The organism is Salipiger sp. PrR007 (assembly GCF_010499845.1).
GTDB classification, from domain to species: domain Bacteria; phylum Pseudomonadota; class Alphaproteobacteria; order Rhodobacterales; family Rhodobacteraceae; genus Salipiger; species Salipiger pacificus_A.
Map to the genome: position 1 here is coordinate 129,497 of NZ_JAAGOZ010000028.1, position 26,783 is coordinate 156,279.

The following is a 26,783-nucleotide window of genomic DNA, read 5'->3' on the forward strand; positions in this document are numbered from 1 at the left end:
GCCTCCTCAGACGCGGATAAGTGCCGGGTCTTCGTTGTCGTAGAGCCGCTCCAGCAGGTCGGCGCGGCGGGTCAGGATCTTCTTGATGTTGAGCGAGCCCTTGTCGGTGATCTCGTGATGCTCCAGCGAGGGCGGCTCGGCAAGCACCAGCGCGCGGGTGACGCGCTTGGCCGAGCCCGTCACATGCGCGTTCATCTCGCGCAGCCGCAGCTCGATCTTGGTCATCAGCTCCGCGTCCGTGACGGCGCCCTGGGTGATCTCGCCCGGCTTGGCCGCACCGGCGGCGGGGAAGACGAAGAGCCCCACCTCGCCCCGGTCATGGCCGCAGATCACCACGTCCTGCGCCAGGCCGGCCAGTTCCTTCAGCGCGCTCATGCGCAGGTTGCCCGCCTGCACCCAAGTGCCGGTGTCGAGCTTGAAGTCCTCGGACACGCGTCCGTCGAAGACGAGGCCGCGGTTGGCGTCCTCGGGATCGACGAAACGCACCGCGTCGCCGGTGATGAAATAGCCTTCCTCGTCGAAGGCCGCGGCGGTCTTCTCGGGGTCATTGAAGTAGCCCTGCATCACGTTGGGGCCCTTCACCCGGATCTCGCAGCGCATGTCCTCGTCGGGGATCAGCTTGACCTCGACGCCGGGCAGCGGCACGCCGATCACCCCCGAGCGGCCGATGGGCTCATGCACCATGAGGCAGGCGGGGGCGGTCTCGGTCAGGCCCCAGCTCGAGATCATCATCGGCAGCCCGCCGCGGGCGTGGATGCAGAACTGCTCGAGCGCCTCCCACACGTCCTGCGGCAGCGAGGCGCCGGCATAGAACAGCAGCTGCTGGTCCTTGAAGAGATGCTCCTGCAGCGCCGGATCATCCTTGATCGCCTCCACGAGCATGTTCCAGCCAACCGGGACGTTGAAGGCCAGCGTACCGGGGCGGTCGGTGCGGTTCTTGAGCGTCGTGGCGAAGCCCTTGCCGGTGGGCTTGCCGCTGTCGATGGTCAGCGTGCCGCCATGGGCGAGCATCATGTTCACGTTGTGCGAGCCGCCAAAGACGTGGTTCCACGGCAGCCAGTCGGTGATGCGCGGCGCGTGGTCCATCAGGAAGGGCAGGGCGACCTGCATCTGCACCTGGTTGACGCACATCATGCGGTGCGTGGTCAGCACCCCTTTGGGATCGGAGCTTGAACCCGAGGTGAAAAGGATCTTCGCCAGAGTCTCCGGCCCGACAGTGGCGTGCACCGCGTCAAGCTCGGGGCTTTCCTCGGTGGCGAGAAGCTCGGCCATCGGGGTCACCGGGCGCCCGGCCTCGCCGCGCGCGGCCACGATCTCGACCTCGGCGAGATGCGGCAGGGCGAGCGCAGAGGCGTAGCGCGTCGCGTCATCGACGAAGGCGAGCTTCGGGGTCACCTTGTCGAGCACGTAGGTGAGGCGGCCATGCGCCTCGGGGATCAGCGAATACTGCTCAGCCAGCGGCACCACCGGCACGCCGATGTATTGCGCCGCCAGCGAGACCAGCAAGTGGTCGAGCCCGTTGCCGGACAGCATGGCGATGGTGTCGCCCTGTCCCAGCCCGCGCGCCATCAGCGCCGAGGCGATGGCGCGCACCTGCTGCAAGAGCTCGAGATAAGTCACGTTGCGCCAGCCGGGGCCTTCGGTGGGGCGCTCCGAGACGGCGACGCGGTAGGGTGCCTTGACGGCCCATTCGTGCAGCCAGGCGCCGGTATTCTCCACAGCCTCGGGCAGCTCGTAGCCCGAGCGCAGCAGGATCGTGCCGTCCTCGCGGTCCTCGCGGATCACCTTGTGCGGCACGTAGCGGGTCAGCGTGTGTCGTCTGGCCCAGTCGGCGCGGGCCTCGTGTCCGGTCGGGGCGCTTTCTACGATGGTCATGTCCATTCCTCCTCCCTCCGTCCGGCTCAGCGGAACACGGGCGCGCGCTTCTCGAGGAAGGCGTTCAGCCCCTCTTCGGCATCCGGCGTTGTCTGCACCAGCGCGGCGCAGAGGCTCTCGGTGAAGAGCCCGTCGTTGCGCGACATGTCGTTGATCCGGCTCAGCGCCTGCACCATGAAGTAATTCGACATCGGCGCGTTCCCGGCGATCTGCTCCGCCAGCTTGCGCGCCAGCGGCAGCGCCTCGCCCTCTCCGACGCTGTAGTGGGTCAGTCCTAGCCGCAACCCTTCCTCGGCATTGTATTTGCGCCCGGTGAGCATCATCTCGACCATCCGGTCCGCTCCGAGGATGCGCCCGACGCGCACCGAGGCCCCACCGCCGACGAAGATGCCGCGCCGCCCCTCGGGCAGCTGGAAGATCACCGAGGGCTCGGCGATGCGCACATGGGTCGAGGCCGCCAGCTCCAGCCCGCCGCCGATCACCGCGCCTTGCATGGCGGAGACCGTGACCTTGCCGCCGAACTGGATCATCTCCATCACCCGGTGCCAGTTGCGCGAGTGGTAGACGCCGTCCTCGGCGCTGCGCGAGACGTGCTCCGACAGATCAAGCCCCGAGCAGAAATGCCCGCCCGCGCCGGTCAGGATCACCACGCGCACCTCTTTCGGGAGCGTCGCGTAGGCATTCTCCAGCGCCGCGATCAGCCCGTCGCTCATGGCATTGCGCTTGTCGGTGCGGATCATGGTGAGGGTGGCGATCTGGCCGTCCACCTCGGTGGTCAGGTACTTGGCGTGGTCGGACATGGCGGTCTCCTTGGGGACGTCTTGGAGTAGGGTCATTTGGGGGCGAGCCGGGCGGCACTGTCGAGGCGGATGACCTCGCCGTTCAGCAGCGGGTTCTCGATGATCTGCTGCACCAGCAGGGCAAACTCGTCGGGCTTTCCCATGCGCGAGGGGAAGGGCAGTCCGGCCTCGAGCGCGGCGCGGGCGTCCGGCGGGAGCCCGGCGCTCATCGCGGTCTCGAAGAGGCCCGGGGCGATGGTCATCACGCGGATGCCGAAACGGGCAAGCTCGCGTGCGGCGGGCAGGGTGAGCGAGGCGATTCCGCCCTTAGAGGCGGCATAGGCGGCCTGTCCGATCTGCCCGTCCTGGTAGGCGACCGAGGCGGTGTGGAGGATGATCCCCCGCGCACCATCCGCATCGACCGGATCAAGTCCCGACATGGCGCGGGCGGCGTGGCTGAGCACGATGTAGCTGCCGAGCGTGTTGATCTTCAGCGTGCGCTCGAAGGCCTCGATGGGCAGTGAACCGTCGCGGGGCAGGATGCGGGTGGCGGTGCCGATACCGGCGCAATTGACCGTGATGCGGGGCGTGCCGATCTTTCCGATGACCTCGGCAAAGGCGGCTTCCACCGCCGCTGCGTCCGAGACGTCGACCGCCAGGGCCATGCCGCCGATGTCGCCAGCGACGCGTTGACCGGCCTCGGGTGAAAGGTCCAGCACGGCCACCGTCGCACCTGCCGCCGCCAGCCGCCGCGCGGTGGCCTCTCCAAGGCCGCTTCCGGCGCCGGTGACGAGGGCGATGGTTCCTTTTATGTCCATGAAAGACCTCCTCAGAAGAAGCCGCGCAGGGCGAGCATGCCGCCGACCAACACGAGGTCGGCGAGGATGAAGGGCACGATCCCCGCGAAGACCTGCTCCAGCCGCACGTAGTCGCGGGCGACGGAATGGATGACGAAGACGTTGAGCCCCACCGGCGGCGTGATCATCCCGATCTCCAGCAGCTTGGCGACAAGCAGGCCGAACCACAGCTTGTCGACGCCGTGCTGTGCAAGGATCGGCAGGAACAGCGGCAGGGTCAGCAGCAGCGCCCCGATCGGCTCGAGGAACATGCCGAGGATCAGGTAGATCACCACGATCACCAGCAACAGCGCAAAGGTGCCAAGGCCGAGCCCCTCGACGAACATGCCCATCTGCATCGACAGGCCGGACATGGCCACGAGCCGGGTGAAGAGGTTGGCGCCGATGGTGATGATGAAGAGCGCCCCCGACGAAAGCAGCGTGTCGATCAGGCTTTCCTTGAAGTCGGCCCAGCTCAGCGAGCGGCGGGCGATACCGAGCAGCAGCGCGACGAAGCTGCCGAAGGCGCCCGCCTCGGTGGCGGTGAAGAAGCCGGTGAAGAGCCCGCCGAACACCGCGCCGATGAGCAGCAGCACGGGCCAGATCTCGGCGGTCTTCTGCCAGCGGTCGCCCATGGTGTAGGGCTCGGCGCGGGGCAGGCTTTCGGGATTGCGCCACCAGACGATCAGCACGGCGCAGATGTAGAAGGCCAGCGAGGCAAGGCCGACGAAGAGCCCGCCGAGGAAGAGGTCGTTGATCGAGATCTCGGCCTGGATGCCGAAGAGGATCAGGATGATCGAGGGCGGGATCAGCGCGCCGATGGTGCCGCCCGCCGCGACCGCGCCGGTGGCGATGCGCAGGTCGTACTTCTGCCGCGCCATCTCGGGCACCGCGATGCGGCCGATGGCGGCGGAACAGGCAACCGACGAGCCCGAGACCGCAGCAAAGCCCGAGGCGCCCGCGAGAGAGGCGATGGCCAGCCCGCCGGGCAGCCAGCCCCACCAGACCCGCGCCGCCTCGAACAGGCCGCGTGTCAGGCCCGAGTGATAGGCGATGTATCCCATCAGCAGGAACATCGGGATCGAGCTGAGCGTCCAGCTGGCCGAGGTCGTGTAGGGGATGGTCGAGAGCATCGACAGCGCCGGGCGGAGGCCCGCGACGGCCCAGATGCCGAGGAAGGAAACGAGGATCAGGCTGGCGGCGATGGGCACGCGCAGGCCGATCAGGATGAGCAGGGCGACGAGCGCCAGAATGCCGATGGTGACGGGATCCATCAGATGTCCTCTCCGGAATTGGACGTGTCTTCGAGGGCGCCGACGGGATCGTGGTCATGCGCGCCGAAGCGTCCGGTCAGCACCTCGTAGATGCGGATCGACATGATCAGCAGGGCGAGGCCGAAGGAAATGGGCAGGATCCAGTAGCTCGGCCAGGTGACGAAGCGCAGCGTGCCGGCCTCGATATAGGCGCCGCGCGACATCTGGCGCATCGCCTCGAGGCAGGAGCCATAGGTCAGCACCGCCAGCACCGCCGCGAAGATGCCGAACCCGAGCAGCTGCACCAGTTTCAACGGCGTGCCGGTGAGCGTCTGGGTGAACACCGTCGCCTCGATGTGGCGGCGCTTCAGCTCGGTCAGCGCGAGCGGCAGAACGCTGACGGCGACCATGTAATACTTGCCGACAAGATCAGCGGTGGCGGGGAAACCGGCGCCGAGAAAGGCGCGCATGAAGACGTCCACCACGACCTGCAGCATCATCGCCAGCAGCACGAGGCCGCCCAATATCATACTGATCCGCGCCACGGCGGTCTCAATCGGAGCAAGCATCCGATCCTCCGGGGGGTGAGAGGGAAAACTCTGGAAGGCGCGCGCCGGGAGAGCGCCGGCGCACGCTTGGCAGGCTTAGCTGCCGTAGGAGGTCAGGTCGATCTTCGACCAGATTTCCTCGGTGCGCAGCGCGCCCAGATCTTCGGGGGACATGCCGGGGGTGACCAGTCCTTCCCACTTTTCGATAAGCGCCATGTAGCGGTCGATCTTCGTCTGGGCGTCGCTCACGCCACGCTCCTCGAGGATCGAGGCCGCATTCGCGAGGCGCTCCTCGTTGAAGCTGTCGCGGGCGTCGATCAGGCTCTGGTCGGGCTCGATGAACTCGACCATGTCGCCGGCGCGGACCTCCTCGATCTGCCGATCAAAGGCGGCCATGCCGGTCGCGATGCCGTATTGCGCTGCGGTGGCCAGCGCCATGCGGTCGTCGGCATCCATGCGGTCCCAGAGCATCGTGCTCGCGGTGGTGATCGCGGCGCCGTTGAACACGCCCTGCTCGATCTCGGTCACGTAGTCGACCACGTCGCCGAGGCGGTTGGCGATGATCTCGTGCGGCGAAGAGAAGGTCGCGTCGATCACGCCCTGGCTGAGGCTCTCGAAGAGCTCGGACGAGGGCATCTGCACCGGTGCACCGCCGACACTTTCGATGAAGGCCGCGTAGAAGGGCGACCCCGAACGGACCTTGAGGCCCTTCATGTCGTCCAAGGTCTTCACCGGCTTTGTCGACAGCAGGTCATAGAGCGGCGTGGTGTCCGAGCCGAGGTAGATCTGCCCGTTACGGGTGAACTCGGCCTGGCAGGGCTCGCAGGTGGCGATGTACTCGGTCACCGCAGAGCTGACGACCGCGGCGCTGGAGCCCAGCATCGAAAGTTCCGACACGAGCACGCTCTCGGGGTACTCGGCGACGAAATAGGGCATGAGCAGCGCGCCGAACTCGGTCACGCCGTCGCGCAGGCCGGTGGACATCTCGTTCGGGGCGACCAGCCCCGAGGGCGTGTCCTGACCTGTCCAGCGCCCGTCCGTCAGCTCTTCGAGCTTTTTGAACATCGTCGGATAGACGTCCTTGGCGACGGCGTGGTTGGGGCCGAAGCCACTGGTGGCGCGGATGGTGTCCGCCGAAGCGCTGACGGCAAGCGCGGAAATCGAGCAGGCGAGCAGGCTCGCTGCAAAATGCATCTTCATGGTTATCCTCCCTGTGACAGTTCGCGGCCGGACTCCTCTGCCGCCCGCGCCCTTCGTTCAGCGCGTATTGTCCTCGAGCCGCTGCAAGACGGCCATCAGGTGCGCGCGGTCCTTTTCGTCGAGCCGGCCGATGATCTGGTCCTCGGCCGTTCTCACCTTCTGAGCGGCACGGTCGCGCAGGCGGCGTCCACGCAGCGTTGCCGCCAGCGCGTAGCGCCGACGGTCGGTGGGAACCTTCTTGCGGGTGATGAGGCCGCGCTGTTCCAGCTCGTCGATGATCACGACAAGGTTCGAGCGCTCCATCTGCAAGGCGTCCGCAAGCTCCGACTGCACGATCCCGGCGTTGTCGGCGATGATCGACAGACACGAAAAGCTGACCACGCGCAGGTCGTCCTCGGCCAGCGCACGCTGCGCCTCGGGCTGAATCTGCATGTAGGCGCGTTTCAGCCGGTATCCGATCAGCTCGCCAAGCACCGTATCCTCCACAGTCGGCCCGCCACGGTCTTCGGAAAGGTCGTCAGTCTGCGGCATGGGCTCCTCCTTCGCAAAACGGTATGTAGGATAATAGTTATAGTCAATAACTATTTCCGCAGGCGCTTTGCCGCCCATGGCGGGGCGGCGGGCCGAAGGCGTCCACCGAGCTAAGCTGGGAGCAGAAAGCCATTGAAGTAAATAGAAATTTCATCCTCTGCGTCGAGTGGGAGAACCTGCGCGACATACTGGTCCGGACGCAGGACAATCAGCGCCCCGCGCGACCTGTCGATGCCGCGAAGGTCGAAGATATCGGGGCCGTTGGGCGCCGGGCAGAAGGCTTTTTCAAAGTCGGTCAGCCCATGTCTGCCCTTCTTCGGCAGCAGCGCGGGGGGCAGTGCCTCGAGTCGCATCGCGCGGTGCGGGGTCTGGAAGACCGCACGCAGGTCGATGACGCTGTCTGGATCCGCGCCCTTCGGCGTGAACCGCGCGATCACCGGCACCAACGCGTCGCAGAGCCGAGCGATGGCGCCGCCCGGCTGGCCGCTGTCGCCTTGGGGCGCGAAGGCCAGCACCCGCCAGCGTCCGTCGGCCTTGAACGCATGGCCGAGCTGCATCGGCTTCGCATCCGCCAGCCGTACCACCGGCGCTGAATGGAAGCGCTCGCCGACCACTTGCCCTGCCGCCAGTGCCTGGTGCTCGGTGCCGCCGGTGATCAGCGAGGCATCGTAGCGCGTTTCGACCCCGGCGGTGTAGCGCCCGTGCTGCTTGAAATAGCGTTGGAACTGAGCGGCCTCGGCATCGTCCTTCGGCTTGGCGCTGAACAGCCGCGCCATGTCGCGGTCGAAGTCGATCAGCTCCTTGGCCTTGGCGCGGCGCTCTTCGGAGTAGGTGTCGAGCAGGGCAGGGGCGGCGCGTCCGCGCAGCACGGCAGCGAGCTTCCAGCCGAGGTTGAACGTATCGGCCATGCTGACGTTCATGCCTTGCCCGGCCTTGGGGCTGTGGGTGTGGCAGGCGTCCCCGGCGATGAAGACGCGCGGGCTGCGGGTGCCGCGCGCGTCCTCGGGTACGTCGTCGAAGGCATCGCAGACGCGCTGGCCGATCTCGTAGGCGGACCACCAGGCGACTTCCTTTACCTCGAGCGTGTAAGGAGACAGAATCGCCTGCGCCTTGGCGATCAGCAGCGCGGCGCTCACATCGCGGTCGGCGGCGCGTTCGTCGCCGCGCAGGTCGCCCAATTCGATGTAGAGGCGCACCATGTAGCCGCCTTCGCGCGGGATGATCAGCACGCTGCCCTGACCCTCGGACTGGATCGCCGCCTTGAGCCGGATGTCAGGGAAATCCGTCACCGGCAGTACATCCATCACGCCCCAGAGCTGGCGCGCCGACTCGCCCTTGAGCGCATGGCCCATCGCGCCGCGCACGGTGCTGCGCGCGCCGTCACAGCCGACGACGTAACGGGCGCGGATGGTCTCGGTGCCCTTGCCGTCGCGCCGGTTGAACGTGGCCTGCATCGGGTGGTCGGCATCGTCGCTCTTGGACAGCGCCACCAACTCGCGGTTGTAGTCCGGTGTCAGGCGGCGTGGAGAATTGCGCATGATCTCCAGATAGAAATCATGCACGCGGGCCTGATTGAGGATCACATGCGGCATCTCGGACAGATCATCCGCGACATCCTGGATGCGGTCGGCGCGGTGCAGGGTGCCGTCCGTGTCCGGGCGCCAGAAGGCGACCTCGTTGACCCAGTAGCCCTCTTTCATGACCTTTTCGGCAAAGCCAAAGGCCTCGAACATCTCCACCGAACGGCAGGCGATGCCATCGGCCTGTCCAACCTCGAGCGGGCCGGGCTTGCGCTCGGCGATGCGCACCGTGATTTCCGGGAAGGCCGAGAGCTGGGCGGCCAGCGTGAGCCCGGCCGGGCCGCAGCCGACAATCAGCACATCGACGTCCTGCGCCTTGTGATCTGCGCCGGGCAGGGCAGGGGCGACGGCGGGATCCCCGCTGCGAAATCCGTTCAGGTGAAACTGCATGGTCCAATCCTCCCCATTTAGTAAGTGTACATATTATAATCCTGTGGTCGGGCGTCGAGTCAATATGGTAAGTTCACGTATCATCTATCGGAGCCTACCCCATGACGTCACGGGACGATCTTAACAGGATGCCCGGCCACCTGATCCGCAGGCTGAACCAGCGCTCGACCGCGGTTTTCTCGGAGCGGTTGAAATCGGCACCTGTGGAGCTGACCTCGGTGCAATATGCCGCGCTCGACGTGCTGGCGCGCGAGCCGGGGATCGACCAGGCCCGGCTTGCAGCGCTCATCGCCTATGACCGGGCGACGATCGGCGAGGTGGTGAAGCGGCTCGAGAGAAAGGAGCTGGTGGCGCGGCAGGTGAACGAGGAGGATCGGCGCGCCCGCAGCCTGCGCCTGACCGCAGCGGGCGAGATCGCCCTCGCGCAGGTCGCCCCGATGGTCGCGGCGCTGCAGGCAGAGATACTTGGCAATCTCGATGAGGACGAAAGAACGCAGTTCATGGAGCTCCTGCGCAAGGCGGTGGAAGCCTGAAGGGTTTTTTCCGCCCCGGGGGGTGACTTCGTGAGCGGGCTAAATACATTCACTGTGTAGAATGTGATCGGACGGTCCGACCTGCTTGACCGCAAGGAGACAAAGATGACCCCAAGCCCCGTCGTTAAGTCGTTCTGGGACGAGCCCACCGGCAGCTGGCAATACGTTTTCCATGACCCGCGGACCCTGAAGGGCGCCATCGTCGACCCGGTGCTGGACTTTGACCCGCTGGCCGCTGCGACGCGGACCCATAACGCCGATGCGATCATTGCCTACGTGCGCGAGGCCGGGATCGAGATCACCCACATCCTCGACACGCACCCCCACGCCGACCATTTCTCGGCCGCGCCCTACATTAAGTCAAAGATCGGTGGCACCACCGCCATTGGCGAACACGTGACCAAGGTGCAGAAGCTCTGGCAGGACATCTACAACCTGCCCGACCTGCCGACCGACGGTGCGCAATGGGACGTGCTCTATGCCGACGGCGACGCGTTCTTGGTCGGCGACATCCCGGTGCAGGTGATCTTCAGCCCTGGCCACACGCTGGCCTCGATCACCTATGTGGCGGGCGACGCGGCCTTCGTGCATGACACCTTCATGATGCCCGACAGCGGCACCTCGCGGGCGGACTTCCCGGGAGGCAGCTCGGCGGACCTCTACGAGAGCCTGATGAGGATCCTCTCCCTGCCGGACGAGACGCGGCTCTACGTCGGCCACGACTACGCCCCCGACGGCCGCGAGGCGCAATGCTGCGCCACGGTGGCCGAGCACAAGGCGCGCAACATCCATCTCAAAGGCGCCCCGACAGAGGCCGAGTACCGCGCGGTGCGCGACGAGCGCGACGCGACATTGCCGCTTCCCAAGCTGATGCTTGCGGCGCTGCAGGTGAACATCCGCGGCGGGCGCCTGCCCGAGGCCGAGGAGAACGGCCGCAGCTACCTCAAGATCCCGCTGAACCACTTCGAGCCGCGGTAAGGACGCCGTGCCGCCCGCCGCGCTGACCGTCTCAGGCGTGCTCGGCCCCGGTAAGGCCCGCGAACTTCCCGTCGTGGTAGAGCAGCGGATCCGAGGGGCTGCCCCAATCGGTGACCGCGACCACCTCGCCGATGAAGATCGTGTGGGTGCCGAAGCTGCTCTTCTGCGCCGGGCGGCAGTCGAAGCTCACCTGTGCGCCACGCAGGGCAGGGGCGCCGGTTTCCAGCGCCGACCACTCGCCCATTTCGAAGCGGGTCTCGCGGTCCCTGGGGGTGGCGAAGCGCATGGCCACGTCTTTCTGGTCGCGCGACAGCACGTTGACGCAGAATGACCGGGCCTCGCTCAGGTGCTCGTGGATCGAGGCCGAGGCGTTGACGCAGATCAGCAGGCTCGGCGGCTCGGCGCTGAGCGAGGTGACGGCGGTGGCGATCAGCCCGTGCCGCGCATTGCCTGCCTCGCAGGTGACCAGCGAAACGCCGGCGGCAAGGCGGCGCATGCCGGATTTGAAATCGTTGGGATCCATTCAGTCATCCTTTCCTTCGGTCACGGCGGGCCGGGAGGAAGCCAGCGCCGGGGCAATCCGGGGGGCACGCCGCGCTGCGGGCCGAGCGGCGGCGGGTCCGGGACTGCTGGTCCATGAATGCAGGGCACCGGCGCCGCCGTCCAGAGCACATCGACCTTCGAAAGGCTGGGCCGGCCCCGGCGTCACGAAAGCGCCCTGTCATTTGCGAGAGGCCGCGGGTGCCGCCGGGTGCCCGGATCTTGGGCACCCGGTGCGTGACATGGCGCCCCGGGGAGCCTCCGCTCCGGGGCGAAGGCCCGTCGCTCTTGCACCCGCTCTCCGGGCGGGGGAAGTCATCGAGCGGCGCCCCGCCCCCGACGCCCGAATGACGACTGAAAGGCAAGATAGATGAAAGACCTCCTCCCCACCGGCGCGCTCGACGCCGAGGCGCTCGACACGCTTTTCCTCGAGGCCCGCAGCCAGAACGCCTGGCAGGACAAGGACATCCCCGAGGAGACCCTCGAACAGCTCTATGATCTGGTAAAGATGGGCCCGACCTCGGCCAACTGTTCCCCCGCGCGCTTCGTCTTCATCCGCAGCCGGGAGGCCAAGGAACTGCTCGCCCCCGCCCTGTCGAGCGGCAACCGCGACAAGACCATGTCGGCCCCGGTCACCGTCATCGTCTGTCAGGACATGGCGTTCTACGACAAGCTCGGAGAACTCTTCCCGCATGTCGATGCGAAGCCCTGGTTCACCGGCTCCGAGGCGATGATCTCCGAGACTGCCTTCCGCAATTCCTCGCTTCAGGGCGGCTACCTGATCATGGCGGCCCGTGCGCTTGGTCTCGACTGTGGTCCGATGTCGGGCTTCGATGCCAATCTGGTCGAGCAGACGTTCCTCGCCGGCACCAGTTGGAAAGTGAACTTCATGGTGAACCTCGGCTACGGTGATCCCTCGCAGGTCTTCGGACGCCTGCCGCGCCTGAAGATGGAAGACGCCTGCAAGCTGCTCTGACGCGTGCCTGCTCCGGCGCGCGCCACCGGAGCCTTTCTCCGTCTCTTTCCCAATATCCCGCGGGTGACTTGGTCGCAGGCCAAGAGAGGCATCGCTTGCTCTCTCCGTCCGGGCCCGGGGACCTCTCCGGGCCAACCCCCTTTCCCCTCCCGCCTCATTCCGCTAAGGACCGGAGCCAAGCGAAACCAAGCCGGGCCGAGAGATGAAATTCACGCTTTCCTGGTTGAAAGACCACCTCGACACCTCCGCCACGGTGGAGGAAATCACCGAGGCACTGACCGATCTGGGGCTGGAAGTCGAAGGGGTCGAGAACCCCGCCGACCGCCTGTCGGCCTTTACCATCGGCAAGGTGCTCAAGGCCGAGAAACACCCCGACGCCGACAAGCTGCGCGTCTGCACGGTCATGACGGACGAGGGTGAGAGCCAGATCATCTGCGGCGCCCCCAACGCGCGCGAGGGGATCACCGTCGTCGTCGCCAAGCCCGGCACCTATGTGCCCGGCATCGACACCACCATTCAGGTCGGCAAGATCCGCGGCATCGAGAGCTTCGGCATGATGTGCTCCGAGCGCGAGATGGAGCTCTCGGAAGAGCATGACGGCATCATCGAGCTGCCCTCGGGCGAGGTCGGCGAGCGCTTCATCGACTGGCTGGCGTCCAACGATCCGGCCAAGGTCGACCCGGTGATCGAGATCGCCATCACCCCGAACCGCCCCGACGCGCTCGGCGTGCATGGCATCGCCCGCGACCTTGCGGCGCGCGGCCTCGGCACGCTGAAGCCGCTGCCCGAGGTCACCGTGCCCGGCAGCTTCGCCTCGCCGATCAGCGTGACCATCGACGAAGACACGCTGGACGACTGCCCGGTGTTCTACGGCCGTGTCATCCGCGGCGTGAAGAACGGCCCCTCGCCTGAGTGGCTGCAGGACCGGCTGAAGGCCATCGGCCTGCGCCCGATCAGCTTCCTCGTCGATGTGACCAACTATTTCACCTTCGACCGCAACCGCCCGCTCCACGTCTTCGACGCCGGCAAGGTAACAGGCGATCTGCGCGTGCACCGCGCCAAGGGCGGCGAGACGCTGGAGGCGCTGGACGAGCGCACCTACACGCTCGAGCCCGGCATGGTGGTGATCTCGGCGGGTGACACCGTGGAAAGCCTTGGCGGCGTGATGGGCGGCGAGCCCACGGGCGTGTCGGACGAGACCGTCGACGTCTTCCTCGAGGCCGCGTATTTCCAGACCGTCCGCACCGCCTACACGGGCCGCGCGCTGAAGATCAACTCCGACGCCCGCTACCGCTTCGAGCGCGGCATCGACCCGGCCTCTGCCGCTCCGGGCATCGAGGCGGCCACCCAGATGATCCTCGAGATCGCCGGTGGCGAGGCTTCGGACGTTGTCGTCGCGGGCGCCACGCCGGACGTCAGCCGCGCGTACAAGCTCGACACCGATCGGGTGATCAGCCTCGTGGGCATGGAGATCCCGGCGGACGAACAGCGCGCCACGCTGACCGCGCTCGGCTTCACCTTCGACGGTGACATGGCAAATGTCCCGAGCTGGCGTCCCGACGTGATGGGCGAGGCCGATCTGGTGGAAGAGGTGGCCCGCGTCGCCTCGCTCACCAAGCTGCAGGGCCAGCCGATGCGCCGTGCCCAGCCGGGCGTGCCGAAGCCGATCCTTTCGCCGCTTCAGAAGCGCGAGCAGGTCGCGCGCCGCACCACGGCGGAGCTCGGCTACAACGAGTGCGTCACCTATAGCTTCGTCGATCAGGCCTCGGCCGAGATTTTCGGCGGCGGCACCGATGCGACCATGCTGGCCAACCCGATCAGCTCTGAGATGAGCCACATGCGCCCCTCGCTGCTGCCGGGGCTGCTGCAGGCTGCGGCGCGCAACCAGGCGCGCGGATTTGCCGACATGGCGCTCTTCGAGTGCGGGCCCGCCTTCGCAGGCGGTGAGCCGGGCGAGCAGGCCACGCAGGTCTCCGGCATTCTCGTCGGCCGCACTGGTCCCAAGGACGTGCACGGTGCCTCGCGCCCGGTGGATGTGTTCGATGCCAAGGCCGACGCCGAGGCGATCCTTGCCGCCCTGGGCGCGCCCGCCAAGATGCAGATCCTGCGCGGCGCCGAAGAGTGGTGGCACCCGGGCCGTCATGGCAAGCTCTGCCTTGGCCCGAAGAAGGTGCTGGGCGTCTTCGGAGAGCTGCACCCCAAGGTGCTGCAGGCGATGGACGTGAAGGGGCCGGTCGTGGCCTTCACCCTCTACCCGCAGGAGATCCCGCTGCCGCGCAACGCAGGCGGTGCGCGTCCGGCGCTGAAGCTGAACGACCTGCAGGCTGTCGAGCGCGACTTCGCCTTCGTGGTGGATGCGGATGTGGCGGCTCTCGACCTGGTGAACGCCGCTGCCGGTGCCGACAAGGCGCTGATCGAGGATGTGCGCGTGTTCGACGAGTTCATCGGCGGCAGCCTCGGGGAGGGCAAGAAGTCGCTCGCCATCACCGTGCGCCTGCAGCCGAGCGACGCGACGCTGAAGGAAAAGGACATCGAGGCGGTTGCGGCCAAGATCGTCGCCAAGGTCGAGAAGGCTACCGGCGGCACGCTGCGCGGCTGAGCCCGGTTCGTATGATGACAAAGGCCCCGGCGGAGCGTTCCGCCGGGGCCTTTTTTCTTAATCAGGGGGCCTTTTTGTGCATCGGAGGAAGGCTGCTCAGCCGAGCAGACGTCGCGCGATCACCTGGGCCTGGATCTCCGCCGCCCCCTCGAAGATGTTGAGGATGCGCGCGTCGCACAGGATGCGGCTGATCGAATATTCCAGCGCGAACCCGTTGCCGCCGTGGATCTGCAGCGCATTGTCGGCATTGGCCCATGCCACGCGCGCGCCGAGCAGCTTGGCCATCCCGGCTTCGAGGTCGCAGCGGATGCCCTCGTCCTTTTCGCGGGCCGAGAAATAGGTGAGCTGGCGGGCGATCATGATCTCGACGGCCATCATCGCCAGCTTGCCCGATACGCGCGGGAAGGCGATCAGCGATTTGCCGAACTGCTTGCGCTCCTGCGCGTAGCGCATCCCGACGTCGAGCGCCGATTGCGCGACGCCGATGGCGCGGGCGGCGGTCTGGATGCGGGCGCTCTCGAAGGTCTCCATGAGCTGCTTGAAGCCCTTGCCCTCCTCCCCGCCGAGCAGGTTCTCGCCCTTCACCTTGAAGCCGTCGAAGCCAAGCTCGAACTCCTTCATGCCGCGATAGCCGAGCACCTCGATCTCGCCGCCCGTCATGCCGGTGGTGGGGAAGGGGGTCTCGTCGTCGCCGGGGGTCTTCTCGGCGAGGAACATCGACAGGCCCTTGTAGTCGGAGCTGCCGGGATCGGTGCGCGCGAGCAGGGTCATCACATGGGCGCGGGCGGCATGGGTGATCCAGGTCTTGTTGCCGGTGACCATGTAGTCGCCCTGTTCATCCTTCACCGCCCGAGTGCGCAGAGAGCCGAGGTCGGAGCCGGTGTTGGGCTCGGTGAAAACCGCCGTCGGGAGCTTTTCGCCGCTCGCGATCTGCGGCAGCCATTTGGCTTTCTGCTCTTCGGTGCCGCCGGCGAGGATCAGCTCTGCCGCAATCTCCGAGCGGGTGCCGAGGGAGCCGACGCCGATATAGCCGCGCGAAAGCTCCTCGGAGACGACGCACATCGAGGCCTTCGACAGGCCGAAACCGCCGAATTCCTCGGGGATAGTCAAGCCGAAGACGCCCATCTCGGCCAGTTCCTCGATCACCTCCATCGGGATGTAGTCGTCCTTGAGGTGCCACTCATGGGCAACGGGCTCGACCTTCTCGACGGCGTAGCGGCGGAACTGCTCGCGGATCATCTCAAGCTCGTCGTCGAGGCCGGTGCGGCCGACGGTGATCTCGGCGCTGCGCTCCTCCATGAGCGCGACTAGACGGCTGCGGGCGGACTGAGAGTTGCCGCTGGCGGCAAGCGTCCCTGCGGCGCCCTCGTGAAGTGGCGCGGCGGCAGAGGCGGGCAGGCCGAGGTCGGTGAGGCGCACCATTTCGCCCTGGTTCATCTGGATGCCGCCAGCGATCTGGCTCAGGTATTCGCCAAAGGCGATCTGCAAGAGGAGTTGCTCGACTTCGCCGAAGGTGCCTTCGGCCTCCAACCGCTCGGCCCAGCCATGCATCTGGCGCAGCGACTCGGCGTAGGTGGCGAGCCATGCAAGGCCGTGGGCGGCGAACTGGTGGGCCTCGATCAGTGTGCCCGAGACGCGGCCATGCTCCTCGACGCGCGCGCGGACGGCAGCGCGGGCCGCGTCGAAGATCTGCTCGACCGGGGTAATTGCCGCGCCGGTCAGTTCCAGGAGGTTTGCAAGCACGACGCCCTGTTCCGCCGCGCCACCCTGTCCGTCATGAGCCATGAATCATCTCCTCCTGCTGCCGAAGATCGAGATAACGATTTTGCAACCGCAGCGCAACAAAAATACCAATGGAACGATTATATGGTTCTAATATTACCTTGTTGATTGTGGCTGTCTGGGCGTTCCGCGCATGATATGAGCGACTTATGGACGCGCTCTTGACCCTTGTATCGCCGCCGATGCTGGCGCTCGCTTTCGCCGTTGCAGCACTGGCGGGGATGGTCAAGGGCATGGTCGGTTTCGCCATGCCGATGATCATGATCTCGGGCCTGGGCTCGGTGGTCTCACCCGAGCTTGCGCTCGCCGGGCTGATCTTGCCGACACTGGCCACCAACGCCTTTCAGGCCTTCGGCGAGGGACCGGGCGCCGCCTGGGAGACGGTCAAGCGCTTCAAGGTCTTCCTCATCGTCGCCTTCGTCATGCTGGCGCTCTCGGCGCAGCTGGTGCGGGTGCTGCCGGTGCAGGTGCTGCTGGCGATGATCGGCGGGCCGGTCTTTGTCTTTTGCCTGATGCAGCTGGCGGGCTGGCGGCCGAACCTGCCGAACGGGCCGACCCCGAGGATCGAGGCGGCGGTGGGCGGCGTGGCCGGGTTCATCGGCGGCATGTCCGGCGTCTGGGGGCCGCCTTTCGTGGCGTACCTCACGGCGATCGGCACGGAAAAGCGCGATCAGATCCGGGTGCAGGGCGTCGCCTACGGGCTGGGGGCGATCTCGCTCACCGCCGCGCATTGGGTGTCGGGCGTGTTCAACGCCCAGACGGCGCCCTTCTCGGCGGCGATGCTGGTCCCGGCCATGGGCGGCATGTGGCTGGGTCGGCGCATCCACGACCGCATCGACCAGGCGATGTTCCGCAAGCTGACGTTGATCGTTCTGCTGGTGGCGGCGCTGAACCTGCTGCGGCGGGCGTTCTTCGGCTGAGATCCTTGCTGGAGGGGCTCCTGCCCCCGTCCGCCTCTGGCGGGCTCGACACGGTATGTTGCTGTCTAAAGCAAAGCGCGCGGGTCAATCGAACTGCAGCTCGGGGTAGCCGGTGCGTGGATCGATCATGCGCCGGAAGTGCACCGGGGCGAGGCCGATCACCACCTCGACGGTGGTGCGCACCAGAGAGCCCTCGAGCAGGTGACCGCCAAGCATCGCGCCGCTGGAATCCGACACGGCGATGTGCAGGTGCGGGCCATGCTCCGAGAAGGTGCCAGAGAGCGAGACGATTTCCAGCGTGACCTCCAGCGCCAGCGGCGAGTCGAGGCCGGCCGGGCGCAGGCTGACCTTCGACAGGCTGCCGACGCAGGCGACGATGAATCCCGCATGCTCGCGCTCGGCGGCAAAGGCCTGCTCCAGAGCTTGCCGCAGATCAGCGCCCGGCAAAAGGCGCAGGGCGAGAAAGCGCGTGGCAGCGCCGGGCCAGGTGGATTTCAGTGCGGCGTCCAGCTTGGGGTCCATGACGTTCAGGATGCCACAGCGCGGGCCACTCCCCCAAGCGCTTTGCGTCCCCTTTGCGGCAAGGGGCGGCGTTTCAGGGGTGACGCGGCGGCGCGCCGGCTGCTAGGAAACGGCACCTTCAGCGCCAGGAGCCTGCCGTGTTCGATTTCTCGCATCCTTTCTTCCGGCCGCTCTGGCTGCGCGTGGCGATCACCCTCGTCTGCCTCGGCTGGGGGCTGTTGGAGACGCAGATCGGATCGCCCGGCTGGGCGGTGGTCTTTCTTGGGCTGGGGGCGATCTGTGGCTACAAGCTGCTGCTGACCTACCAGCCACCGAGCGGCGGGGAATGACAATAGCAGGCCACCCTCCGCCGGCGGCAGCGGGCGTCGCGAGGGAAGCGGATTTTCCCGCTGTTCCCCTGTTGACCCTGCCAACAGAACCTTCTAATTAGCGCAGCACCACAGGGGTATAGCTCAGCTGGTAGAGCGACGGTCTCCAAAACCGTAGGTCGCGGGTTCGAACCCTGCTGCCCCTGCCAAGCATCTTTCGACGGATGCGCCTTTCCCGACATTATAATTCGATGCCGCCTTGGCCCTTGGCCCTGTTGCGGCTGCATTCTTCCGTGGCGAAATTGTCCAGTTTCCGCTGGGTCAACCTCATGCGCGGAAAAGTTGTTTCGTGGAACGGGCGAATGCGCCTAGGCTTCGCAGTAGCGTGATCTCGGTCCCTTTTTCTGCATGACATTTGATTGGAGCGCTCCCATGACCAAATTCTCCCTAGCCTTTTTGCCTGGCGTCGCCGCAACGCTGCTTGCGACCCCGCTCTTTGCACAAGCATCGTCCGACGCGGCGGAACTGCAAAAGCAGCTCTCGAATCCAGTCGCGTCGCTGATTTCGGTGCCGTTCCAGTTCAACTTCGATGACAATATCGGCCCGAAGGGCAAGGGCGAACGCTGGACGATGAACATCCAGCCCGTCATCCCCTTCGATCTCGGAGGCGGCTGGAATCTGATCTCGCGGACCATCGTGCCCGTCGTGTCGCAATATAACCTTCCCTCGCAGGGCCAGGACGACTGGGGGCTTGGCGATACCACGCAGAGTTTCTTCTTCTCGCCGGCCGCGAGCGCGGGCGGGCTGATCTGGGGCGTCGGCCCTGCCTTCTTGTTCCCGACCGCGACCGAGGACACCCTCGGGCTCGATACCTTTGCCGCGGGGGTGACGGGCGTGGTTCTCAAGCAGAACGGGCCCTGGACGCTGGGGGTGCTGGCCAATCACCTCTGGGACTGGGACGGGCCTGTGGAAATCGACTCGACCTTCACCCAGCCGTTCCTCGCCTATGCCTACGACAACGGTTGGACCGCGACGCTGCAGGCAGAATGGACGCATGATTGGGTCAACGACACCGACTCCGCGCCGATCGGCCTGCTTGCGTCCAAGCTCGGCAGTATCGGCGGCCAGCCGGTGAGCTGGCAGGGCGGGGTGCGCTACTACGCGGATTCCGCTCCGAACGGGCCGGAAGGCTGGGGCGCGCGCTTCGGCGTGACGCTTCTCTTCCCGAAGTGATGCGGCGCGCCCTCACGCGATCAGGCGTCGACAGGGCACTGCAGCCGGACCTGGGCGGCATGAGGCCGCCCAAGCGTCGGAAGAAGAACAGTATTTTTGGGTCGAGCGGGAACCAGTGGCGGCATCTGCGTGTTCTGGCCGGTGGAGCGTCACACGGACGATACATCGATTCGCCATAAGGCGGGCGAACAGTGAAGGAACATGCCCGGATGCCGACATTTTCCGATGGCCGGAGCGCCCGCACCTCTTATCGCAGCCTGTTCATCTCCGACTTGCACCTGGGCGCGCGCGCCTGCCGGACCGGCCCCATCCTTGACTTCCTGCGCGGCGTCGAGGCGGAGACCATCTACCTCGTCGGCGACATCTTCGATCTCTGGCACGGCGGGCGGTTGCACTGGGCGGCGGCGCATGACGCGATCATGGCCGAGCTTCGCGCGCGGGCGAAGGCGGGCACGCGGGTGGTCTACCTGCCCGGCAACCACGATGCGAGGATGCGCGATCCGGGTGCGGCAATCGAGGGATGGGAGCTGCGCGAGGCGGTGATTCACACGGCGGCTGACGGGCGGCGCTACCTCGTGCTGCACGGAGACCAATGCGATCCCCGCATCCTGCGTTGGCATTTGATGACCCGGCTCGGCAGCCGCGCCGACGCGCTGCTGCGCCAGTTCGACGGCCACCTGCGCCGCCGAGCGGGGCTGACCGAATGGGAACAGAGCTTCGTCGACCGGATGCTCTCGGCGGCCAACACCCTGCTGGCCATGGGCGACCGCTTCGAGCGCAAGCTGACCAGGCTGGCCGGGGCGGCCGGGGCAGTGGGGGTGATCTGCGGTCATTCGCACAAGCCCGGCCTGCGACGTCACAACGGTGTGGTCTACGGCAATTGCGGCGACTGGGTCGATAGCCTGACCGCGCTGGCCGAGGATTTCGACGGCAAGATGCGCCTGCTCAGCTACGAGCGCGCGCCCGTGCCCGCGGCGATGCCACGCCCGGCGCGTCCTGCCGAAGGCAAGGCCGAGGCGGGCGCCTTGGCCGAGGGGGCGATGTGATGGTGCTGGGGCTTCTCGCGCTGCTGCTGGTGCCGCTGGCGATCCATCTTGCCAGCGCGGCGCTGGCCGGTTGGCGCTATGTCACCCCGGGCCCGCAGCCGACACGCAGGGGGAAACCCTTCCTGTCGCTGATCCGCCCGGTGTGCGGGCGCGACGCCTTCGACGAGGAGACCTTGCGCTCGTCCTTCCAACAGGCCTATCCGGCCTATGAGGTGATCTTTTGCGCCGCCCGCGAAACGGACCCGGCGGTGCCGCTGCTGCGTCGGCTGATCGCCGAGCATCCGCATGTGCCCGCGCAGCTGCTGATCGGCGAGACGCGGCTCACCGGCAATCCCAAGCTCAACAACCTTTTCAAGGGCATAGCCGCTGCACAGAGCGACGGGTTGGTGATGACCGACAGCAACCTGCTGCTGGACCGCGACTACCTGACCCGCTTGGTGGCCACTTGGCGCGAGGACACCGGCCTCGTCTCGGCGCCGCCCGTGGGCAGCCGCCCGGGCAACTTCTGGGGGGCGGTGGAATGCGCCTTCCTGAACAGCTCGCAGGGACGCTGGCAGTTGGCGGCGGACAGCCTGGGTCTCGGCTTTGCACAGGGCAAGACGCTTTTCTGGAAGCGCGCGGTGCTCGAGTCCGGTGGCGGGCTCGAGGCGCTGGGGCGCAACCTCGCCGAGGATGTGGCCTCCACCAAGCTGGTGCGCGCGCAGGGGCTGAAGGTGCGGCTGGCGCGACGGCTCTTCGCGCAGCCCATCGGCAAGCGGCAGGCCCGCGCGGTCTGGGACCGGCAGCTGCGCTGGTCGCGGGTGCGGCGTGACGGCTTCCCCGGGCTCTTCATGGGGGAAATCGTGCAGGGCCCGCTGCTGTCGCTGGTCGGCCTCGCAGGGCTCGTCTCCGTCGGCGTCGCGAGCTTCTGGACGCTGCCGCTGCTCCTGGCGCTGTGGTATGCTGTGGAATGGGCGCTCTGCCGCGTGGCGGGCTGGCCCGCCGCGCCGCGGGATATCGCCGCCATGCTGGTCCGCGACCTCTTGCTCCCGGCGATCTGGGTGGCCACATGGGTGGGGCGCGGCATCTCTTGGCGCGGAACGGACATGGCCCCAGACATGGTCCCAGGCATGGCGTCTGGCAACGCTGCGAAATCGACTGCGGGGGCCGCGGAGTAAAGACGTGATCGGACTGGAAACCGTAACAGCCCTCATCGCCAAGGAAGGCCTGGCGATCCTCGCGCCCATTGCCATGCTAGAGGGGCCGATCGTCACCGTGATCGCTGCCTGGCTGGCGAGCCGAGGCTTGCTGGACATCTGGAGCGTGACGCTGGTGGTGATCGCCGCCGACATCGCCGGTGACATGCTATACTACGCCATCGGACGCTGGGGGCTGAACCGTCTGCCGCAGGGCTGGCTGATGAAGATGGGTCTCAACCGCGCCCGGCTCTCGGCGCTGGCCGGGCATTTCCACCACAAGGGCGGACGCACGCTGGTGATCGGCAAGATCACCCACAGCGCCGGGGCGCCGATCCTCGTGGCGGCGGGTCTCGCACATATGTCGATCTGGCGCTTTTTCTGGGTCAACACGCTGGCGACCATTCCCAAGAGCCTGTTCTTCGTCGCGCTCGGCTATACGCTGGGCTCGGCCTATAGCCAGATTGACAACTGGATTGCACGCGCCTCGCTTGTGCTGCTGGGCGGGCTGGTGCTCTTCGGCCTTGGCTGGGTGCTGCGCCGGGGCGTGAAGGGCGGTTGGAAGACGGGTCTCAGGATCGGAGGCAGACCGTGACGACCTGCGCGCTCAGCTGCATCATCCCCGCCTACAACGAGGCACCTCGCATCGCGGCGGTGCTCTCCGTGGTGCTGGATCACCCGCTGATCGGCGAGGTGGTGGTCGTCGACGACGGCTCGTCGGACGGCACCGCCGAGGTGGCCGAGGCGGCGGGGCAGGGACACGCCAAGCTGCGCGTGCTGCGCCAGTCGCAGAACGGCGGCAAGACCCGCGCCGTGGCCCGAGGCATTGCCGCGGCTCGGGGTGGGCATGTGCTGCTGCTGGACAGCGATCTTTTGGGGCTGGGCGAGGGGCACCTGACCGCGCTGGCCAGGCCGGTGCTCGAAGGCCGCGCCGATGCTGCCATGAGCCTCCGTCGCAATGCGCCGCTGCTGTGGCGGGTGATCGGCATCGACTACATCTCGGGCGAGAGGGTCATGCCCCGCGCGGTGCTGGCCGCGCAGTTGGAGGCGCTGCACGCATTGCCGCGCTTCGGGCTCGAGGTCTACATGAACCGCCTGTGGATCGAGGCCGGGCTGCGTGTCGCCGTGGTGCGCTGGCCCGAGGTGGAAAGCCCGTGGAAGCACGACAAGCGCGGCGGCTGGATCGCCGGGCTGCGCGCGGATGCGGCGATGATGGGCGACATCTTCCGCACCGTGCGTCCGGACGAGGCGCTGCGGCAGGTGCTGGCCTTGCGGGCGCGCCGGGTCTCCTGACCGCGCTGCGCTGTTTGCGAGCGCTTGAACCCCGCGCAAAGCCGGTCCAAGACTTGCCGTCATGATCGACGCTTACCTCCTGCCGTTGCAGCGCCGCGTGCTGCATCCCATCGCCCGCGCACTGCACGAGCGGGGCATCAAGGCCGACTGGGTCACGTTGGCGGGCTTCGCCTGCGGCCTCGCGGGGGCAGGGGCCGCGGCCTGCGGCGCCTTCGGGCTGGCGCTGGCCGGGCTGGCGGCGAACCGGCTGGCAGACGGGCTCGACGGCGAGATCGCCCGGCGCGCCGGGCCGACGGACCGCGGCGCGTTTCTCGACATCGCGCTCGATTTCCTCTTCTACGCGCTCTTCCCGCTCGGCTTCGCGTTGGCCGACCCGCAGGCCAATGCGCTCGCCGCGGCGGCGCTGATCGCCAGTTTCATCGGCACCGGGTCTTCGTTCCTCGCCTTCTCGCTGATCGCCGAGCGGCGCAAGATGACGGCGGAAGACTACCCGAGCAAGGGCATATATTACCTCGGCGGGCTGACCGAGGGGGCGGAGACCATCCTGCTTTTCGCAGCCTTCTGCCTCGTCCCCTCGGCTTTTGTGCCGCTCGCCTGGGTCTTTTCTGCGGCCTGCGCCATAACCACTGCGACGCGGATGGTGGCGGGCTGGCGGCTGTTCGGCTGACGCGCTGGCAACATCCGATCGTCCAGTCTGGGTGCGACGTCGGCTGGATTGCCCTTTGCCGCGCGCGTCTTTCGCAAGCGGTGGGCAGATCGTGCGGCGCCGTCTTGAGCAAGCGCCTGACCGGCGGCCAAGCGGGCAACCAAACAATAGAAGCAGGCAAGCAAAAGGGGCGGTCCCAGACGGGCCGCCCCTTCGCGTTGCGGGGGAAGGCCCCCGCGAAATCCGGTGCTCAGGCGAGCTGGATGTTCACGGCGCTTTCGCGGCCGTCACGGCCAGCTTGCAGCTCGTAGGTCACCTTCTGGTTGTCGGCGAGGCCAGTGAGGCCCGAACGCTCGACTGCAGAGATGTGGACGAAAACGTCCTTGGAGCCGCCATCGGGAGCGATGAAGCCATAACCCTTGGTGGTGTTGAACCACTTCACGGTACCAGTTGCCATGGGATAAACCCCTTCCTGTCAATCTGCTGCCCACGGAACTGCGGCAGCCCGGCGTAGAAACGTCTGTATCGATAGACTGCGTGCCGGGTCGGAACTGGGTCGTCGAATAGAAGCCTAAGCGGGCAGCAAATTGCCATGTTTAGGCCCGAAAATCAAGGGGATTCGAGTTTGGTGGCGCGGGTCTCCGCCAGCGGCAGTGCCGGATAGCCACTGCGGCTCTCGAGGTTTTTCCGCGCGGCGGCTGCGCACTCAGGGTACGGTGGCACGGATCAGAGCCCCCCGGCGCTTCGGCCCTTGCGCTCCGGCTGCCCCTGCGGCAAGCCTGTCGCGCCAAGGGAGGGACGTGATGCAGCAAGTGTTTGTCGGGATTGCCATGGGGCTGGGGGGAACCGTCGCCATGGACCTCTGGGCGCTGCTTCTTCATCTTCTGCAGGGGACCCCAAAGCCCGCGTGGCATAACCAGGGGCGCTGGGTGCTCCGCGCGCTCGGGGGCAATGTCTTCCACGACGACATCACCGCGACTCCCCGGATTCCGAATGAGAGCGCCATCGGATGGAGTTTCCACTACGCGGTGGGCATCGCCTATGGGGTGATCTTCATGGTCCTCGCGGGGCCGGGATGGCTGGAGGCGCCGCGCTTCTTGCCGCTGTGGCTCTTCGCGCTGGTCACCATCGGCGCGGGATGGTTCCTGATGCAGCCGGGCATGGGGCTTGGCTGGGCGCTGTCGAAAACGCCCACCCCCTGGAAGGGGCGGGCGCTGGGTCTGCTGGCCCACACGGTGTTCGGCCTGGGCATGTGGGCGGTGGCGCTGCTCGCCACCTGAGCGTCAGATCATCGCCCAGTCGGTGAAGCGGAACTCCGGCTGTTGCTGGGGCTCCGGTTGCTTGCGGGCCGTCTGCTGCGATGCCTGTGCGGACTGCGTGCTCATATCAAATTCTCAGACTCATTGCTGTTTGCCCGGGAGCTTGCGAGTCATCGCCTCTCCCGTGGCGGGGCAGGTAATCCGTCGTCGGGGGAAACGAAAGACCCCACGCACGGTGACGTGCGTGGGGCTGATCGCTTCGTGAAGTTCGAGCGGCGGAAACCGGCTCAGCGCGCGAATTTCTTGAACTTCACGCGGGTCGGCTCGAGCGCTGCGGCGCCGAGGCGGCGCTTCTTGTCTTCCTCGTAGTCCTCGAAGTTGCCTTCGAACCATTCCACATGCGCCTCGCCCTCGAAGGCCAGGATGTGCGTGCAGATACGGTCGAGGAAGAAGCGGTCGTGCGAAATCACCACGGCGCAGCCGGCGAAGTCGACAAGCGCGTCCTCAAGCGCGCGGAGGGTCTCCACGTCGAGGTCGTTGGTCGGTTCGTCGAGCAGCAGGACGTTGCCACCCTCTTTCAGCAGACGCGCCATGTGCACGCGGTTGCGCTCACCACCCGAGAGCAGGCCGACCTTCTTCTGCTGGTCGCCGCCCTTGAAGTTGAACGCCCCGCAATAGGCGCGGCTGTTGATCTGCGCGTCGCCGAGCTGGATGATCTCGGCACCGCCGGAGATTGCTTCCCAGACCGTGGCGTCGCTGGCGAGATCGTCGCGCGACTGATCGACGTACGACAGCTTGACCGTGTCGCCGTAGCTCACAGAGCCCTCGTCCGGCTGTTCCTGCCCGGTGAGCATCTTGAACAGCGTCGATTTACCGGCGCCGTTCGGGCCGATGACACCGACGATGCCACCCGGCGGCAGCGAGAAGTCCAGATCCTCGATCAGAAGCTTGTCGCCCATGGCCTTCTTCAGGCCCTCGACCTCGATCACCTTGCTGCCAAGGCGCGGGCCGTTGGGGATGATGATCTGCGCCTTGCCGACCTTCTCGCGCTCGGACTGGCCTGCCATTTCCTCGTAGGCCGCGATACGGGCCTTGGACTTCGCCTGGCGCGCCTTGGCACCCTGGCGCATCCACTCGAGTTCGCGCTCGAGGGTCTTTTGCTTGGCCTTGTCTTCGCGGGCCTCGTGCTCGAGGCGCTTGGCCTTCTGCTCGAGCCAGCTCGAGTAGTTGCCCTCGTAGGGGATGCCGCGGCCGCGGTCGAGCTCGAGGATCCAGCCGGTGATGTCGTCGAGGAAGTAACGGTCGTGCGTGACGCAGAGGATCGTGCCCTTGTACTCGATGAGGTGGTTCTGCAGCCAGGCGATGGTCTCGGCGTCGAGGTGGTTGGTCGGTTCGTCGAGCAGCAGCATCTCGGGCGCTTCGAGCAGCAGCTTGCAGAGCGCGACGCGGCGCTTCTCACCGCCCGAGAGAGTGCTGACATCCGCATCGTCCGGCGGGCAGCGCAGGGCTTCCATGGCGACGTCGATCTGGCTGTCGAGATCCCACAGGTTCTGCGAATCGATCTCGTCCTGCAATTGCGCCATCTCGTCGGCGGTCTCGTCGCTGTAGTTCATCGCCAGTTCGTTGAACCGGTCGAGCTTGGCCTTCTTGGCCGCGACGCCGAGCATGACGTTACCGCGCACGTCGAGCGACGGGTCGAGCACGGGCTCCTGCGGCAGGTAGCCGACCTTGGCGCCCTCGGCGGCCCAGGCCTCGCCCGAGAAGTCCTTGTCGATGCCCGCCATGATGCGGAGCAGGGTCGATTTACCGGCGCCGTTGACGCCGACGACACCGATTTTCACCCCGGGCAAAAAGCTGAGACGGATGTTCTCGAAGCATTTCTTGCCGCCGGGATAGGTCTTGGAGACGCCGTCCATGTGGTAGACGTACTGATAGCTGGCCATCGGTTCCTCCGGTGAAAAAGCTTTGCGGGCGTGTATGG

General features: G+C 66.7%; 26 protein-coding genes and 1 tRNA gene. 14 read left to right on the forward strand and 13 right to left on the reverse strand.

Annotated elements, in window-relative coordinates:
* Positions 1-6 precede the first annotated feature (6 nt).
* The 8 genes from G0Q01_RS13355 to G0Q01_RS13390 form a co-directional block, all read right to left on the reverse strand.
* On the reverse strand, positions 7-1,875 hold the full coding sequence (locus G0Q01_RS13355; protein ID WP_235940123.1) for a feruloyl-CoA synthase: 1,869 nt from the start codon (positions 1,873-1,875) through the stop codon (positions 7-9).
* Positions 1,876-1,901: 26 nt separating this feature from the next.
* Entirely contained in the window at positions 1,902-2,675 is a 774-nt protein-coding gene (locus tag G0Q01_RS13360) for a crotonase/enoyl-CoA hydratase family protein (protein WP_108964618.1), read from the reverse strand.
* 32 nt (positions 2,676-2,707) lie between these two features.
* Positions 2,708-3,472, reverse strand: coding sequence for an SDR family NAD(P)-dependent oxidoreductase (locus G0Q01_RS13365; RefSeq protein WP_164213528.1), 765 nt, complete (start codon positions 3,470-3,472; stop codon positions 2,708-2,710).
* Between the two features lie 11 nt (positions 3,473-3,483).
* Complete coding sequence (locus G0Q01_RS13370; RefSeq protein ID WP_164188599.1) at positions 3,484-4,764, reverse strand: TRAP transporter large permease; 1,281 nt, start codon at positions 4,762-4,764, stop codon at positions 3,484-3,486.
* A complete protein-coding gene (locus G0Q01_RS13375; protein WP_164188601.1) occupies positions 4,764-5,312 on the reverse strand; it encodes a TRAP transporter small permease in 549 nt (182 codons plus the stop codon). The genes G0Q01_RS13370 and G0Q01_RS13375 overlap by 1 nt, the downstream gene beginning before the upstream one ends.
* A gap of 75 nt (positions 5,313-5,387) precedes the next feature.
* Positions 5,388-6,491 carry a C4-dicarboxylate TRAP transporter substrate-binding protein gene (locus G0Q01_RS13380; protein WP_108964622.1) on the reverse strand — a complete coding sequence of 368 codons (1,104 nt, stop codon included), beginning with the start codon at positions 6,489-6,491 and terminating at the stop codon, positions 5,388-5,390.
* A gap of 57 nt (positions 6,492-6,548) precedes the next feature.
* Entirely contained in the window at positions 6,549-7,022 is a 474-nt protein-coding gene (locus G0Q01_RS13385; RefSeq protein WP_164188603.1) for a MarR family winged helix-turn-helix transcriptional regulator, read from the reverse strand.
* Positions 7,023-7,132: 110 nt separating this feature from the next.
* Positions 7,133-8,992 (reverse strand): FAD-dependent monooxygenase, encoded by a 1,860-nt coding sequence (locus G0Q01_RS13390; protein WP_164188605.1) that lies wholly within the window; start codon positions 8,990-8,992, stop codon positions 7,133-7,135.
* A gap of 101 nt (positions 8,993-9,093) precedes the next feature.
* Here G0Q01_RS13390 and G0Q01_RS13395 point away from each other — a divergent pair, with 101 nt between their 5' ends.
* On the forward strand, positions 9,094-9,525 hold the full coding sequence (locus G0Q01_RS13395) for a MarR family winged helix-turn-helix transcriptional regulator (RefSeq protein WP_235940126.1): 432 nt from the start codon (positions 9,094-9,096) through the stop codon (positions 9,523-9,525).
* A gap of 105 nt (positions 9,526-9,630) precedes the next feature.
* The gene (locus tag G0Q01_RS13400) at positions 9,631-10,503 is read left to right on the forward strand and encodes an MBL fold metallo-hydrolase (RefSeq protein ID WP_164213529.1); all 873 of its coding nucleotides are present in this window, start codon (positions 9,631-9,633) and stop codon (positions 10,501-10,503) included.
* A 31-nt stretch (positions 10,504-10,534) separates the two neighbouring features.
* Here the strand turns inward: G0Q01_RS13400 and G0Q01_RS13405 are convergent, their stop codons facing one another.
* Positions 10,535-11,026 (reverse strand): flavin reductase family protein, encoded by a 492-nt coding sequence (locus G0Q01_RS13405; RefSeq protein WP_164188609.1) that lies wholly within the window; start codon positions 11,024-11,026, stop codon positions 10,535-10,537.
* Between the two features lie 387 nt (positions 11,027-11,413).
* Between G0Q01_RS13405 and G0Q01_RS13410 the strand changes: the two genes are divergently transcribed.
* The gene (locus tag G0Q01_RS13410) at positions 11,414-12,019 is read left to right on the forward strand and encodes a malonic semialdehyde reductase (RefSeq protein WP_164188611.1); all 606 of its coding nucleotides are present in this window, start codon (positions 11,414-11,416) and stop codon (positions 12,017-12,019) included.
* A 202-nt stretch (positions 12,020-12,221) separates the two neighbouring features.
* Complete coding sequence (gene pheT, locus G0Q01_RS13415; protein WP_164188613.1) at positions 12,222-14,618, forward strand: phenylalanine--tRNA ligase subunit beta; 2,397 nt, start codon at positions 12,222-12,224, stop codon at positions 14,616-14,618.
* 96 nt (positions 14,619-14,714) lie between these two features.
* On the opposite strand, the gene G0Q01_RS13420 is transcribed toward pheT, so the two are convergent.
* Positions 14,715-16,403: an acyl-CoA dehydrogenase family protein gene (locus G0Q01_RS13420; protein ID WP_164188615.1), complete on the reverse strand. Its 1,689-nt coding sequence runs from the start codon at positions 16,401-16,403 to the stop codon at positions 14,715-14,717.
* A gap of 146 nt (positions 16,404-16,549) precedes the next feature.
* Here G0Q01_RS13420 and G0Q01_RS13425 point away from each other — a divergent pair, with 146 nt between their 5' ends.
* Complete coding sequence (locus G0Q01_RS13425) at positions 16,550-17,320, forward strand: sulfite exporter TauE/SafE family protein (protein ID WP_108964632.1); 771 nt, start codon at positions 16,550-16,552, stop codon at positions 17,318-17,320.
* Positions 17,321-17,404: 84 nt separating this feature from the next.
* Here the strand turns inward: G0Q01_RS13425 and G0Q01_RS13430 are convergent, their stop codons facing one another.
* The gene (locus G0Q01_RS13430; RefSeq protein WP_108964633.1) at positions 17,405-17,842 is read right to left on the reverse strand and encodes a PPC domain-containing DNA-binding protein; all 438 of its coding nucleotides are present in this window, start codon (positions 17,840-17,842) and stop codon (positions 17,405-17,407) included.
* A gap of 137 nt (positions 17,843-17,979) precedes the next feature.
* Here G0Q01_RS13430 and G0Q01_RS13435 point away from each other — a divergent pair, with 137 nt between their 5' ends.
* The 8 genes from G0Q01_RS13435 to G0Q01_RS13470 all read left to right on the forward strand — a co-directional run bounded on the left by G0Q01_RS13435 (position 17,980) and on the right by G0Q01_RS13470 (position 23,564).
* Positions 17,980-18,171: a DUF3329 domain-containing protein gene (locus G0Q01_RS13435; protein WP_164188617.1), complete on the forward strand. Its 192-nt coding sequence runs from the start codon at positions 17,980-17,982 to the stop codon at positions 18,169-18,171.
* Positions 18,172-18,283: 112 nt separating this feature from the next.
* Positions 18,284-18,359 (forward strand) — tRNA-Trp (locus tag G0Q01_RS13440).
* A gap of 223 nt (positions 18,360-18,582) precedes the next feature.
* Complete coding sequence (locus G0Q01_RS13445) at positions 18,583-19,383, forward strand: hypothetical protein (RefSeq protein WP_108964635.1); 801 nt, start codon at positions 18,583-18,585, stop codon at positions 19,381-19,383.
* Positions 19,384-19,592: 209 nt separating this feature from the next.
* The gene (locus tag G0Q01_RS13450) at positions 19,593-20,429 is read left to right on the forward strand and encodes a UDP-2,3-diacylglucosamine diphosphatase (protein WP_164188619.1); all 837 of its coding nucleotides are present in this window, start codon (positions 19,593-19,595) and stop codon (positions 20,427-20,429) included.
* Complete coding sequence (locus G0Q01_RS13455) at positions 20,429-21,586, forward strand: ceramide glucosyltransferase (RefSeq protein ID WP_164213530.1); 1,158 nt, start codon at positions 20,429-20,431, stop codon at positions 21,584-21,586. The genes G0Q01_RS13450 and G0Q01_RS13455 overlap by 1 nt, the downstream gene beginning before the upstream one ends.
* A gap of 4 nt (positions 21,587-21,590) precedes the next feature.
* Positions 21,591-22,199, forward strand: coding sequence for a VTT domain-containing protein (locus G0Q01_RS13460; RefSeq protein ID WP_164188623.1), 609 nt, complete (start codon positions 21,591-21,593; stop codon positions 22,197-22,199).
* The gene (locus G0Q01_RS13465; RefSeq protein WP_164188625.1) at positions 22,196-22,897 is read left to right on the forward strand and encodes a glycosyltransferase family 2 protein; all 702 of its coding nucleotides are present in this window, start codon (positions 22,196-22,198) and stop codon (positions 22,895-22,897) included. Before G0Q01_RS13460 ends, G0Q01_RS13465 begins: the two co-directional genes overlap by 4 nt.
* 61 nt (positions 22,898-22,958) lie before the next feature.
* Entirely contained in the window at positions 22,959-23,564 is a 606-nt protein-coding gene (locus G0Q01_RS13470) for a CDP-alcohol phosphatidyltransferase family protein (protein ID WP_164188627.1), read from the forward strand.
* A 229-nt stretch (positions 23,565-23,793) separates the two neighbouring features.
* On the opposite strand, the gene G0Q01_RS13475 is transcribed toward G0Q01_RS13470, so the two are convergent.
* Entirely contained in the window at positions 23,794-24,000 is a 207-nt protein-coding gene (locus G0Q01_RS13475; protein WP_066104551.1) for a cold-shock protein, read from the reverse strand.
* A 346-nt stretch (positions 24,001-24,346) separates the two neighbouring features.
* Between G0Q01_RS13475 and G0Q01_RS13480 the strand changes: the two genes are divergently transcribed.
* The gene (locus tag G0Q01_RS13480; protein WP_164188629.1) at positions 24,347-24,823 is read left to right on the forward strand and encodes a DUF2938 family protein; all 477 of its coding nucleotides are present in this window, start codon (positions 24,347-24,349) and stop codon (positions 24,821-24,823) included.
* Positions 24,824-25,089: 266 nt separating this feature from the next.
* Here the strand turns inward: G0Q01_RS13480 and ettA are convergent, their stop codons facing one another.
* Positions 25,090-26,745, reverse strand: a complete 1,656-nt coding sequence (gene ettA / locus G0Q01_RS13485; protein WP_108964642.1) for an energy-dependent translational throttle protein EttA — start codon at positions 26,743-26,745, stop codon at positions 25,090-25,092.
* Positions 26,746-26,783 lie beyond the last annotated feature (38 nt).

Bases quoted from the DNA above. Each gene is read 5' to 3' on its own strand.
- G0Q01_RS13370 (WP_164188599.1), bottom strand. From the start codon at position 4,764: ATGGATCCCGTCACCATCGGCATTCTGGCGCTCGTCGCCCTGCTCATC.
- G0Q01_RS13390 (WP_164188605.1), bottom strand. From the start codon at position 8,992: ATGCAGTTTCACCTGAACGGATTTCGCAGCGGGGATCCCGCCGTCGCC.
- G0Q01_RS13405 (WP_164188609.1), bottom strand. From the start codon at position 11,026: ATGGATCCCAACGATTTCAAATCCGGCATGCGCCGCCTTGCCGCCGGC.
- G0Q01_RS13365 (WP_164213528.1), bottom strand. From the start codon at position 3,472: ATGGACATAAAAGGAACCATCGCCCTCGTCACCGGCGCCGGAAGCGGC.
- G0Q01_RS13450 (WP_164188619.1), top strand. From the start codon at position 19,593: ATGCCGACATTTTCCGATGGCCGGAGCGCCCGCACCTCTTATCGCAGC.
- G0Q01_RS13380 (WP_108964622.1), bottom strand. From the start codon at position 6,491: ATGAAGATGCATTTTGCAGCGAGCCTGCTCGCCTGCTCGATTTCCGCG.
- ettA (WP_108964642.1), bottom strand. From the start codon at position 26,745: ATGGCCAGCTATCAGTACGTCTACCACATGGACGGCGTCTCCAAGACC.
- pheT (WP_164188613.1), top strand. From the start codon at position 12,222: ATGAAATTCACGCTTTCCTGGTTGAAAGACCACCTCGACACCTCCGCC.
- G0Q01_RS13375 (WP_164188601.1), bottom strand. From the start codon at position 5,312: ATGCTTGCTCCGATTGAGACCGCCGTGGCGCGGATCAGTATGATATTG.
- G0Q01_RS13425 (WP_108964632.1), top strand. From the start codon at position 16,550: ATGGACGCGCTCTTGACCCTTGTATCGCCGCCGATGCTGGCGCTCGCT.
- G0Q01_RS13420 (WP_164188615.1), bottom strand. From the start codon at position 16,403: ATGGCTCATGACGGACAGGGTGGCGCGGCGGAACAGGGCGTCGTGCTT.
- G0Q01_RS13360 (WP_108964618.1), bottom strand. From the start codon at position 2,675: ATGTCCGACCACGCCAAGTACCTGACCACCGAGGTGGACGGCCAGATC.
- G0Q01_RS13410 (WP_164188611.1), top strand. From the start codon at position 11,414: ATGAAAGACCTCCTCCCCACCGGCGCGCTCGACGCCGAGGCGCTCGAC.
- G0Q01_RS13475 (WP_066104551.1), bottom strand. From the start codon at position 24,000: ATGGCAACTGGTACCGTGAAGTGGTTCAACACCACCAAGGGTTATGGC.
- G0Q01_RS13455 (WP_164213530.1), top strand. From the start codon at position 20,429: ATGGTGCTGGGGCTTCTCGCGCTGCTGCTGGTGCCGCTGGCGATCCAT.
- G0Q01_RS13385 (WP_164188603.1), bottom strand. From the start codon at position 7,022: ATGCCGCAGACTGACGACCTTTCCGAAGACCGTGGCGGGCCGACTGTG.
- G0Q01_RS13430 (WP_108964633.1), bottom strand. From the start codon at position 17,842: ATGGACCCCAAGCTGGACGCCGCACTGAAATCCACCTGGCCCGGCGCT.
- G0Q01_RS13445 (WP_108964635.1), top strand. From the start codon at position 18,583: ATGACCAAATTCTCCCTAGCCTTTTTGCCTGGCGTCGCCGCAACGCTG.
- G0Q01_RS13355 (WP_235940123.1), bottom strand. From the start codon at position 1,875: ATGACCATCGTAGAAAGCGCCCCGACCGGACACGAGGCCCGCGCCGAC.
- G0Q01_RS13400 (WP_164213529.1), top strand. From the start codon at position 9,631: ATGACCCCAAGCCCCGTCGTTAAGTCGTTCTGGGACGAGCCCACCGGC.
- G0Q01_RS13470 (WP_164188627.1), top strand. From the start codon at position 22,959: ATGATCGACGCTTACCTCCTGCCGTTGCAGCGCCGCGTGCTGCATCCC.
- G0Q01_RS13395 (WP_235940126.1), top strand. From the start codon at position 9,094: ATGACGTCACGGGACGATCTTAACAGGATGCCCGGCCACCTGATCCGC.
- G0Q01_RS13480 (WP_164188629.1), top strand. From the start codon at position 24,347: ATGCAGCAAGTGTTTGTCGGGATTGCCATGGGGCTGGGGGGAACCGTC.